The following is an 11,321-nucleotide window of genomic DNA, read 5'->3' as shown; positions in this document are numbered from 1 at the left end:
GAGCGGACCATGCCGGGCGAGCCCGCGACGACGACCTGGCGGTCCGCCCAGGCCCCGTACCGCGCCACGACCTCGGCGAGGGTGCCGGTCTCCGCACCGTAGCGGCGCCCGTCCTCCTCGACGACCGGCACGACCGTCAGCCACGGGTTGTCCTGGGCCATCCGGCGCAGGGTGTCGATGTCGTAGAGCGCGTCCCAGGTGCGCCCGCCGACGAACAGCGCGACCTTGCGGTCCGAGCCGTCGACCATGAGCTGCTCGACGAGCGCCCGGGCAGGGGCGAGCCCGGTGCCGCCGGCGACCATGAGCAGGTCCGCGCGCGAGCGGGGGTCGAGCGTCATCTGGCCCATCGGCGGGCCGATGCGCCACACATCGCCGACGTGCGCGTGCGACACGATCGCCCGACTGACCCACCCGCCGGGGACGGTGTGGACGTGGAACTCCATGACGCAGTCCGGCCCGGGCGCGTTCGCCGGTGACAGCGAGCGCCACATCCGCGGGCGCTGGGGGGTCTCGACCGAGACGTACTGGCCGGCCAGATAGGGCACCGGCTGGCTCGTCTGGACCCGCACGATGGCGAGGTCCTGCGAGACCCGGCGGTGCTCCATGACGCGGGCCATCCACACGGCCGGGCCGCGCTCGGCGTCGGCGGCGTCGCGCATCGCCTGCGCGACGATGCCGTAGGCGCCGACCCACGCCTGCTCGACCTCGGAGGTCCACAGCGGACCGGCGATCTCGCCGAGCGCGCCGAGGAGGGCCTGGCCGACCTTGTCGTAGTGCTCGCCGACGACGCCGAACTTCCGGTGGTCCCGGCCGAGCTGGCGCAGGAAGACCGTGAGCTCGTCGGGCCGGTCGACCATCTGCACGACGTGGATGAGCGCGCGAAGCAGCCGCGTGCGCTGCAGCTCCATCGTGACCGGGAAGAGCTCGCGGGTCTCGGGGGCGATCCGGAAGAGCCAGCCGTAGAAGAGCTGGGTCAGCTCGTCGGCGCGCGGGGCGACCGCCTCGAAGCTGGTCCGGATGATCGAGACCATGTCCGAGGCGTTCGGCGGCGCCGTGAACGCGGCGTCCCGAGGCGTCGGCAGGCCCACACCGTCCATCATCCCCGGTGGGCCGACGGGGGCGGAGATCGCCGTGGTCCGCGGGGTCTCGTCCAGACCGGACGACCAGGTGCTGCGGGACCCCGACGGCCGGTCGTAGGAGTTGCCGCCGGTCGCGAACCCGTCGTACCCGCCCGAGGACCGACCGCCGGAGGACCAGCTGTCGGACGAGTAGCGGTCGGTGGAGTAGCGGTCGGAGGAGAACCCGCCCGACGAGGGCCCGCCCGAGGACCAGTTGTCGGAGGAGAACCCGCCCGGCGAGTGCCCACCCGAGGACCAGCTGTCCGAGGAGAACCCGCCCGAGGAGTAGCCGCCCGAGGAGTAGCCGCCGGTCGAGTAGCCGTCGGACGACGACGGCCCGTGCGAGGAGCGCTCCCCCGGCGAGTAGCCGTTCGAGGAGAACCCGCTGCTGGACGGCCAGCCGTCCGAGGGTGGGCCGCCGGAGGCGTAGCCCCCGGTCTCGAACCCGCTCGGCTCGTGGCCGCCGGTCTCGTAACCCCCCGGCTCGTACCCCGGCCCGGGCTCGCGCGGGGCGAAACCGTGGCTGCGTGGGGGAGGCGGCGGCACCGCTCCTCGGTCGGGGGCTTGGCTCATCGTCGTCCCGTCGTCGCGCCGGTCGTCGGCGATGTCGAACACGGCGTCGTCCCGGTCCGGCCAGGACGAGCGGGGCGACCGGTCGTTCCGTCCGGGCCCGGGCGAACCGAAGGGTCCGGGGCCGGACGGGTCGTACCCCGCCGTGGTGCCGCGGTCGAGAGCGCTCGCGCCCCAACCGCCGCTGGTGGAGGCCCACCCGCGGTCCTCGTGGTCGGCCGCCGCGTCGCGGGGAGGATTCCCCGGCCCGGCGAGGCCGTGTCGCCCCGCGTCGGGACCGTTGTTCCTCGCTGCCGTCACGTCCGGTCGACTCCTCATCTCACGATGACTCGCTCGGCCCCCGGCGGAGCACCCTACCGGTGGGCACTGGCGCGTCACGCTACTCCGCGTCTCCGCGCGGTCGTCCCCCGTGTCCGACCGTGCGGCCAACGCGCGTCGCGCGCCGGTGAGCGGTGGCGCCCGGCGCCACGATCGGGACCCTCACCGTCGCATGCTGTCACCCACCGTCGGTGCCCGACCGCTCTTCTCAGCCGGTGGACCCGCCGGTGCCGCGGGTCACGGACGTCGCCGTCGTCGGGGAGGTGGTGTCCCGTTCCTGGTCCGGGGTCCCGGACGAGGGGAGGTCGGCGCGCTGGGCGACGGGTCGGGGCGTGGCCGAGGCGGTCCGCGCCCCGGGCCGGGTGGAGGTGGAGCGGGGCGTCGCCGAGCGCGACGACGTCGGGGTGGGTCGCGACGACGTGGGCCGCGGGCGCGTCGTGGTGGGCCCGGGGCGGGGGCTCGTCGGGTGACCGGCCCGGGTCGACCACGGCGGCGGCGCCGCCTGCCCCCGGGGGTCCGCGGCGGGTGCGGGGCCGGTGCGCCCGGGCGTGTCATGGTCGTCGGCGCGGACGAGGTCGGCCCCCGCGACCGCCGGGTCGAGCCCGCCCTCGGTCGGCGTGCCGCCGGCCGTGGCGTCCGCGGAGGTCGTGGGCTGCGAGGAGGCGGGATCGGAGAGGGCGGGGGAGGGGCTGGCGGGCAGGATCCCCTCGGCCCCCGTGGGGGTCAGCCCGAGCGCCAGGCCGACGCCCCCGATGCTCAGGGCGCCGAAGGCGGCGACCGCGGCGGGCACGGCCGTCGCCCGGCGGCGCCGCGTGCGCTGGGCGCGGGGAGCGGCCTCGTCGAGCAGTGCGGCCATCTCGTCCGCGCGCTCGCGCATCTCGCTCGCGCGCCCGCGACGCCCTCCGCCACCGGGACGGCCTCGTCCGGCTCGGCTCACGCGTGGTCCTCCCACCCGTCGTCTCGTCACGCACGGTTCACGTCATGACTACTGCCGGTCGTCGGGTCAGGGTGCCAGACGGCTCGGAGCGCGGTCACCGGGGTCCGGGCACGGACGGCGCGGACGGGTGACCGTCGGTGAGGTGGTCCCGGACACCGGGGAGGGACGGGCGACCCCTACAGTGGTCGGCCGTGACCCGTCCGGCGTCGGTTGGCCCGCCAGGTGCCCGAGCGGCGCCCGGGCGGTCGAAACCGCTCCCCGGACCGGGCGGCGCCGGACGATCCGGGGGTCGTCGAGGAAAGGTGCGCCCGCCCGGAATGCGCCGAACGGAGGACGATCATCAGGCCGCTTCCCGGACCACATGGGTCCGAACGGCCAGATCCCTTGTGGTTATCGAGCGGTGAGGATGGACGACGAGCGCGCGGGGGCCCGGCTCGGTACGTCCACGACGGCGGCGGTGGGATCGACACCGCCGAGGCAGTGACCCGGCAGGACCTCGAGCGACACGGAGGTGGCATGGCCCCCGGCATGGCCACGATGGCCGTGAACGGCTCCCCCGCGGACGACGCAGCGGTGGACACGCCGGTCGAGGGGGTCCCGGCCCCCGACGCGGAGCGCGGCTCCACCGGCGAGCCCACGGCCCCGCTGACGGCGCAGGTGCCCGAGCCCGGGGCCGACGCCGAGCACGCGGACCGGTCCGACCCGGCGCGGCCCAGCCCGCGCCCCCGTCCCGCACCGTCGTCGACGGCGGAGCAGGCGCCGGCGGGACCCGACGGCGAGGCGTCCGACACCGCTGCCGCGGTCGAGGACGCCGACGGTGCGACGGCCGCCGTCGCGGCGACGGTCCACGCCCCGGCCGTGCCCGCGGCGCGGAACGGCTCGACCCCCCTTCCCCCGGCACCAGACGTCGTCGCCGAGGACGCGGAAGGCTCCGCGACGTCGTGGGGCGCGCCGGCGTCGTCGTCGGGAGCGGTGTCCCCGGTCGACCCGGCCGAGGCGGAGGAGTTCCTCCGGCTCTTCTACGCCGAGGCCGACGAGCCCGGCGCGGCCGCGGTCAAGGGCGCGGCCGTGCGCACCGCGCCGTTCGAGGACCGGCTGGCCGAGGTGCGCGACGAGATCGAGCGCACCGGCACCTACGTGCACACCTCCGCCGAGCTGACCTTCGGGGCCCGCGTGGCCTGGCGGAACTCGGCACGCTGCATCGGGCGGCTCTACTGGCGCAGTCTGCACGTCCGCGACCGCCGCCACGTCGTCGCACCCGACGAGGTCGCCGCCGAGTGCGTCGGTCACCTCGACGAGGCCACCCGCCGGGGGCGCATCCGCTCGACGATCACCGTCCTCGCCCCGGACACCCCGACCACGGCGGGGCCGCGGGTGTGGAACGAGCAGCTCATCCGCTACGCGGGCTACCGCACCGGGGGACGGGTGCTCGGCGACCCGCGCTACGTCGGGTTCACCGACCACGCCCGCTCGCTCGGCTGGGTCCCGCCCTCGCCGATGGGGCGCTTCGACGTCCTCCCGCTGGTCGTCTCCGGCGGCGGGGAGTGGGCCGAGAAGGGGCCGCAGTTCTTCGAGGTCCCGCCGGAGTCGGTGCTCGAGGTGGAGCTCACCCACCCCGACCACGCCTGGTTCGCCGAGCTCGGCCTGCGCTGGCACGCCCTGCCGGTGATCAGCAACATGCGCCTGGACATCGGCGGCGTCTCCTACCCGGCCGCCCCGTTCAACGGCTGGTACATGGCGACCGAGATCGGGGCACGGAACCTCTCCGACGGCGAGCGCTACGACATGCTCGGCGAGGTGGCCGAGCGCATGGGCCTGGACACCTCGAGCGACCGGACGATGTGGCGTGACCGGGCGGCGGTGGAGATCACGCTCGCCGTCCAGCACTCGTTCGACGCGGCCGGCGTCTCGATGGCCGACCACCACGGCGAGTCGCAGCGCTTCCTGCGCCACCTCGAGCGCGAGGAGGCGGCCGGCCGGACGTGCCCGGTGGACTGGAGCTGGATCGTCCCGCCGATCTCCGGCGGGCTCACGCCGGTGTTCCACCGCTACTACGACGAGCCGACCGACACCGGCCCGATGTTCCGCGTCGACCCGCAGCAGGCCGCGCGGGATCAGGGGTGCCCCATGTGAACGATCTTGGTCGTTCCGACGGCCACGAGCGTTCACATGTCTACGACCAGCCAACCGCCGTGGTCGGTGTCGACCCGGAACCGGGCGCCGGTGCGCTCGCCGAGGTCGGTGAGCACCTCGGGGGAGAAGCGGCACAGGTGGCCGTACACCGGGTCGGGCACGTCCTCGAACGGCACCGCGACCACCAGCCGACGACGGGCCACCCGGCGCATCTCCGCGACGACCGCGGCCGACTCCGCCGCCGGGAGGTGCTCGAGCAGGTGGATCGCGGTGACCGTGTCGACGGCGTCGTCGCGCAGCGGGAGCTCCCGGGCGTCGCAGGCCATGGTGCGCAGCCGTCCCGCCGCCTCCGGCGCGATCCCGGTGCCCACGACCGCCGAGAGCAGCCGCATCGTGCCCGGCGTGTGGTCGGTGGCGACGACGTCGAGACCGCGCTCGGCCATGAGCAGCGGAAGGAAGCCGAAGCAGGTGCCGAGGTCGACGACCGACGTCCCGGCCACCTCGTCGAGCGCCCGGGCGTGGACGGGCGCGAAGCCGGCGAGGGACGCCTCGGGCGGCGCCCCGGGCACCGCGGCCCGCTCCGGGTGACGCAGCACGGCGAGCGAGTTGGCGTAGAACGTCGACCACGCCGTCAGCGGGTCCCCGACCGTCGAGCGCACGATCCCGGTGACGACGCGTTCGAAGACCGGCGCGGACTCCACGACGGCACCGAGCTCGCCGGCCACCAGCGTCGCCACGTCGTCGTCGAGCTCGTCGGGCCGGAAGCGGTGCAGCACCAGCAGCCGCCCGCCGGGCCGGTGCACCTCGAAGTGCTCGCTGACGAGCTCGGGCGCCCGTCCCGAGACCAGCCGCACGGGGACCGCCGCCCGGTCGACGTGGCACACGACCACGTCGCCGTTCTCCCACCGCCCGGGGTGCGCCGGGGCGAGCGGGTCGATGCGGGCACCGCCCGCGGCGGGCGGGGTGAGGGTCACGGCCGGGTCAGCGTCCGATCATCTCGGCGACCATGTCGTGGCTGACCTCGGAGAGCCCGGTGAGGTCGCGCACCACCCGGATGCGGTCGCAGAACTCGGCGTACTGCGGCAGGTCGCAGGCCCCCAGGCCCCAGGAGTAGCGGGGCTCCGGGGTCAGCCAGATCGTCTCGCGGGCCCGGCGGCTGATCTCGGCGAACGCCTCGATGTTCGGGTCGTTGCCGTTGCCCCGGCCGTCACCGAGGACGATCACCGTGGAGCGCCGGTTCACCGCCGAGGCGTGGTCCTCGAGGAAGGTGCCGAAGGTCTCGCCGTAGTTCGAGTTCGCGTCCACGTCGAGCATGTCGCCTCCGAAGATCATCCCGAGGGCGTCCTCCACGGTGTGGTCGGCGAACAGGTCGGTGACCTCGATCAGCTCGGAGACGAACGCGAACGATCGCACCTGGCCGAACATGTCCTGCAGCCCGTGCACGAGGTGCAGGGTGAAGCGCGCGGTCGCCCGCACCGACAGCGAGACGTCCGCGAGGATCACCAGCCGCGGCTTGTCCTCGGCGCGGCTCACCGTCACCGGGGTGAACGGGATACCGTCGAAGCGCATGTTGCGGCGCATCGTGCGGCCGGCGTCGATCCGGCCGCGCGGTGACTGGCGCCGCCGGTGGGTCAGCGCGCCGTGCAGCGTCTTGGCCAGTCGGCGCAGCGAGTCCTCGAGCTGCTGGCGCTCGTGCTCCTCGGCGCGGTCGACCTCGGCGCGCCGGGCGTCCTCGTCGGCGTGCCCGCCCTCGATGACGCGCTGCTCGATCTCCATGAGCCGCTCGAGGTGCGCCTTGATCGCCTCGGGGAGGTTCTCGAGCATCCCGGCGAGCCGACGGCGCAGCGCCATCGCGTCGGTCTCGTCGCCCTCGTCGTCGATCCCGTCCTCGACCCCCTGCAGCCACCCCAGCAGGGCCTCCTGCTGCGCGACGTTGAGGTCGGCGTCGACCTTGGTGCCCGACGCCGTCGCGATCTCGCCCGGGATGCCGCCGCCGTGCAGGTGGTCGGTCTCGATCTGGACCTTCTCGCCGGTGTTCGTCTGGTCGGTGGCGCCGTCCTTGGAGAAGACGATCTCGTCGGTCATCGCCGCGAGGTCGATCTTGTTGGCCTCCTGGTGCAGGTTGTACTGCTGGGCCAGGTCGTCGGGGTCGAAGAACTCCTTGATGTCGACCGGCTTGCCGTGGTCGTGGCCCTGCTCGGGGGTCTCGCTCGGCTCCTCGGAGAGGGTGAAGTTCTCCAGCGAGCCGTCGTCGGACAGGTCCTCGTGGCCGTGCCCGTGGCCGTGGCCGGTGTCCTCCTTGCCGATGCGCACCAAGGCGAAGAACGCGTCGAAGATCTCCTCGAAGGTGGCCTCGTCGCGGATGTCCTTGATCAGCGCGACCTGGAGCGCGGCCTTGAGGGTGGCGCGGTCGGCGAGCACGCCGGGCTCGCGCGCACACCGCATCGCGTCGAGGACCTCCGAGGTGGAGATCCGGACCTGGCGGATGCGCAGGAGCCGGACGAAGCGGTGGATGCTGGCCTCCATCGCGGGGCCTCCTCTCGGGAACAGGCCGGGCGGCGGGCTCTACAGGGCGCGCTTCTTGCCCAGCCCGCCGCCGAACGACCGCGTGCCCTGGCTCGAGCTGACCGATCGGGGCTTGGCCGCCTGGCCCTCGCCGCGGCGCGCGGCCTCCTTCGCCTCGGTGCCGGCCGCGTAGTGCCCCACGTGCCGCCCCTCCTGGTCCTTCGCCGCCCGCACCGCGCGGCCGTCGGGACCGTCGTCCTCGTCGTCGATCTCCGCGGGCGCGGGGCCGGCGGAGTGGCCGTTCGTGCCGCCGCCGGACGCGGCGTGCCCGTGGTCGCCGTCGTCCCCGTGGCCGTGGCCGTCCCCGTGGCCGTCCCCGTGGCCGTCCCCGTGGCCGTGCCCGTGGCCGTGCCCGTGGCCGTGCCCGTGGGCGTCGTCGACGACCGCGTTCGGGTCGACGAGGTTGGGCAGCGCGCCGAGTGCCTTGGTGACGTCCTTGTCGTACTTGACGACGACGGAGACGGTGTCGGAGAGGATCTGCGAGTTCAGCTCGTCGACGCCGAGCACGGCGAGCGTCCGCGCCCAGTCGATCGTCTCGGAGATGCTCGGCGCCTTGCGCAGCTCCAGCTCGCGCAGCCCGCGCACGACCTCGACGAGCTCGCGCGCGGCGGCCTCGGGCAGCCCGGTGTTCTTGGAGCGGACGATCTCCAGCTCCCGCTCGGCGCTCGGGTAGTCGAGGAACAGGTGCAGGCAGCGGCGCTTGAGGGCGGCGGCCAGGTCGCGGGTGTTGTTGCTGGTGAGGATCACGTAGGGGGCGTTCTCCGCGGCGAACGTCCCGACCTCGGGTACCGAGATCTGGAACTCGCCGAGGGTCTCGAGCAGCACGGCCTCGAGCGCCTCGTCGGCGCGGTCGACCTCGTCGATCAGCAGCACGACGGGCTCCTCGGACCGGATGGCCTGGAGCAGCGGGCGCGGGGCGAGGAAGCGCTCGGAGAAGAAGACGGAGTCCTGCGCGCCGATGCGGTCGACGGCACTGGGGATGTCGGGGGCGTCCTCGACGACCTGCCCGATCTTCTCCCGCAGGATCTGGGTGTAGAGCAGCTGCTTGCCGTAGTCCCACTCGTAGAGGGCCTTGGTCTCGTCCTGGCCCTCGTAGCACTGCAGGCGCAGGAACCGCCGGCCCGTGGCGACGGCGAGCATCTTCGCCAGCTCGGTCTTCCCGACGCCGGCCGGGCCCTCCAGCAGGAGGGGCTTCTCCAGCCGGGTGAGCAGGAAGACGGTGGTGGCCAGCCGCCGATCGGCGATGTAGCCCTGGGCCGAGAGTGCCTCGACGACCGCGTCGACCGAGTCGAACGGGCCGACCTGGGCGGCGGTGGTCTCGGGGGCGGCCTGCTCGGACGTGCTGGTCACGCGGGGTCCTTCCTACGGTGCAAGGCGAGGGGAACGCACCGGTGCCCGGCGGGCCCCGGAGGGTCCGCCGGGCACCGGCGTCCAGTATCAGCTCCGGAGCTCAGCTGAGCAGGTCATCGAGGTCACCGTTGAGGCAGTGGTCGACGACGGGGCGCACCGTGGTGAAGGTGCACTCCTTCGGGTTGCCCGGCGTGCAGGCGTCGCCGAGGACGTGGTTGGTGATGCGGTCCACGTCGGCGTCGTTGCCCGTGATGGTCTTCTCGTTCTCGTAGAACTTCGTGGGGCCCTGGCCCAGCCGGTTCTTCGAGTACGAGTCCTGGGTGACGTCGGTGAACTTCTCCGGGATGCCCACGTCGCGCAGGAGCCGGATGGACGCGGCGAGCGCGGCCTCCGCGGCCTGCACGTCGGTCATGTGCATGGTGTCCACGCCCATGGCCTTGGCGATGCGCGCGAAGCGCTTGTAGGCGACCGGCATGTTGAACGCCCACACGCGGGGGAGCGCGACGGCGTTGTTGAGCCCGTGGTGGGTGTCGTAGAACGCCGACACCGCGTGGGAGATCGAGTGGATGATCCCGAGGCCGCCGGAGTTGAACGCCTGGGCGGCGATGTACTGGGCGTACATCATGCCCTCGCGGCCGGAGAGGTCCTGGCCGTTCCAGACCGCCTCGCGCAGGTGGTTCGAGGTGAGCTCGATGGCGTGGAGCGCGTTGCCGAGGCTCGGCTCGAAGTTCAGCCGACTGACGTAGGGCTCGGAGGCGTGCGCGAGGACGTCGAAGCCGCACTGGGCGGTGAAGTCGATCGGGCAGTCGTAGTAGAGCACCGGGTCGTCGATCGCGAGGCTCGTGACCGAGTTGTCGTCGAACGCGACGTACTTGTGCGGGTTGTTCGGGTCGGTCGTGGTATCGGTGATGACGTACGCCCACGACGTCTCGGAACCGGTGCCCGCCGTCGTCGAGACCGCGATGTGCGGGGGGTTCTTCGGGTTCTCGGACTGGTTGAAGCCCTCGAACTCGTTGACGTTGCGGCCGTCGTGCGAGACCGAGATCCGGGCGCCCTTGCAGGCGTCGTGCGAGGAGCCGCCGCCGATGGAGACGAAGCTGTCACAGGTGTTCTCCTGGTACAGCTTCACCGCGTCCATGACGTTGTAGTCCTTGGGGTTGGACTCGACCTGGTCGTAGATGACCGTGTCCACCCCGTGGTACTTCAGCGACTCGCTGATCTTGTGCACGATGTCGGTGCCGCGGAGCCCCGACGTCATGATCAGGGTCTTCTTGAAGCCCAGCTTGAGGGCCTCCGGCCCGATCATCTCGTGCGAGCCGGGCCCGAGGAGCGCCCGGGGGAACGGGTGGAACTCCTTGATCGGGAACGGCTTGAGCAGCTCGTCGACCTGCATTTCGATCCTCTCGTCGTCGGGCGGACCCGCTGTAGGCAGCTGGCCTGTCGTCCGGCGCGGACGCTAGGGGTGCTGCGGGTCACCCGCGAGGGCGGCCACGTGATCCCGTTCACGGAGCGGGGAGATCACCCCGACGTTCGGAGGGTTTCCGGGGCTGCCCTTCGTGCGGCCCGGCTGCGCCTTGGTTGTTGCCTCTGAGTGGCGATACCAGAAAGCTCAAGATCGGCAGGATTTGCCGACGGCGACGGGGGAACTCGCTCGGGTGGACCAACTCGCCGGGCGGGGAGATCACGACGAGGCTGGCCGGGGCCGGGGCGCGGGTGGTGGCGATCGCCCGGGACCCGGCGGGCCTGGACGCGGAGGTGCGGTCACCCACCGGCCGGCTCCGGGAGGATCGTGTCGAGGTGCCCTGGTAGGGGCGGGCTCGTCAGGCGAGCTTGCGGAGGACGCGGGCCGCGAGCTCGTCGAAGGCCGTCGGGTCCGCGATCATGGCCGAGGTGACGACGATGACGTCCCACCCCAGGTCGGCCAGGCGGGCCCGGTGGAAGGCGTCGCGGTTCTGGCCGGCGATCGTGCGGTGCTCGGGGCCGTCGTACTCGAGGGCGATCATCCGGGCCGGCCACGCCAGGTCGAGACGCTTGCGCTCGCCGGTGGTCAGGGTGACCCAGTGCTGCGGGATGCCCGGGGGCACGTGGCGGTCGAGCAGGCCGAGGCGCAGGCGGGACTCCGGGAGCGACTCCGCGCGCCGGTCCATGAGATCGAGGACCCTCCTGACCTGCACGATCCCGCGCGCTCCGGGGTGGGTCCCGGCGAGCCGACGCAGGTGGTCCGGGCTGAACCGGCAGGCGTGGGCGAGGGCGTCCACGGCGGCGACGGCCTCGACCAGTGGTTCGCGCCGGGCGAGGTCGAAGGCGGTGCGCACGGGCGAGGTGATCCG

General features: G+C 73.4%; 7 protein-coding genes and 1 pseudogene. 1 reads left to right on the top strand and 7 read right to left on the bottom strand.

The features are described 5' to 3' along the window. Both VGH76_RS18225 and VGH76_RS18220 read right to left on the bottom strand, forming a co-directional pair. A partial coding sequence (locus VGH76_RS18225; protein ID WP_331558128.1) for an FAD-binding oxidoreductase occupies window positions 1–1,988 on the bottom strand: 1,988 nt, incomplete at its 3' end. A 226-nt stretch (window positions 1,989–2,214) separates the two neighbouring features. Next, window positions 2,215–2,883, bottom strand: a complete 669-nt coding sequence (locus VGH76_RS18220) for a hypothetical protein (RefSeq protein WP_331558127.1) — start codon at window positions 2,881–2,883, stop codon at window positions 2,215–2,217. 1,032 nt (window positions 2,884–3,915) lie between these two features. Here VGH76_RS18220 and VGH76_RS18215 point away from each other — a divergent pair. Continuing rightward, the gene (locus VGH76_RS18215; protein WP_331558129.1) at window positions 3,916–5,076 is read left to right on the top strand and encodes a nitric oxide synthase oxygenase; all 1,161 of its coding nucleotides are present in this window, start codon (window positions 3,916–3,918) and stop codon (window positions 5,074–5,076) included. Window positions 5,077–5,108: 32 nt separating this feature from the next. On the opposite strand, the gene mftM is transcribed toward VGH76_RS18215, so the two are convergent. From mftM to VGH76_RS18190, 5 genes and pseudogenes are all read right to left on the bottom strand, one after another. After that, the gene (gene mftM / locus VGH76_RS18210) at window positions 5,109–6,050 is read right to left on the bottom strand and encodes a mycofactocin oligosaccharide methyltransferase MftM (RefSeq protein ID WP_331558126.1); all 942 of its coding nucleotides are present in this window, start codon (window positions 6,048–6,050) and stop codon (window positions 5,109–5,111) included. Between the two features lie 7 nt (window positions 6,051–6,057). Further along, complete coding sequence (locus tag VGH76_RS18205; protein ID WP_331558125.1) at window positions 6,058–7,602, bottom strand: VWA domain-containing protein; 1,545 nt, start codon at window positions 7,600–7,602, stop codon at window positions 6,058–6,060. A 39-nt stretch (window positions 7,603–7,641) separates the two neighbouring features. After that, a complete protein-coding gene (locus tag VGH76_RS18200) occupies window positions 7,642–8,991 on the bottom strand; it encodes a MoxR family ATPase (RefSeq protein ID WP_331558124.1) in 1,350 nt (449 codons plus the stop codon). Between the two features lie 100 nt (window positions 8,992–9,091). Further along, complete coding sequence (gene mdo / locus VGH76_RS18195; RefSeq protein WP_331558123.1) at window positions 9,092–10,384, bottom strand: NDMA-dependent methanol dehydrogenase; 1,293 nt, start codon at window positions 10,382–10,384, stop codon at window positions 9,092–9,094. A 427-nt stretch (window positions 10,385–10,811) separates the two neighbouring features. Then, window positions 10,812–11,321 (bottom strand): annotated as a pseudogene (locus VGH76_RS18190) (hypothetical protein); the annotation flags it as partial.

This window comes from Actinomycetospora sp., from assembly GCF_036497585.1.
GTDB lineage: Bacteria > Actinomycetota > Actinomycetes > Mycobacteriales > Pseudonocardiaceae > Actinomycetospora.
This window is presented reverse-complemented; position numbering and strand designations above follow the sequence as displayed.

Excerpts from the sequence above, each read along its gene's own strand:
- VGH76_RS18220 (WP_331558127.1), bottom strand. The coding sequence starts at position 2,883 with ATGCGCGAGCGCGCGGACGAGATGGCCGCACTGCTCGACGAGGCCGCT.
- VGH76_RS18205 (WP_331558125.1), bottom strand. The coding sequence starts at position 7,602 with ATGGAGGCCAGCATCCACCGCTTCGTCCGGCTCCTGCGCATCCGCCAG.
- mdo (WP_331558123.1), bottom strand. The coding sequence starts at position 10,384 with ATGCAGGTCGACGAGCTGCTCAAGCCGTTCCCGATCAAGGAGTTCCAC.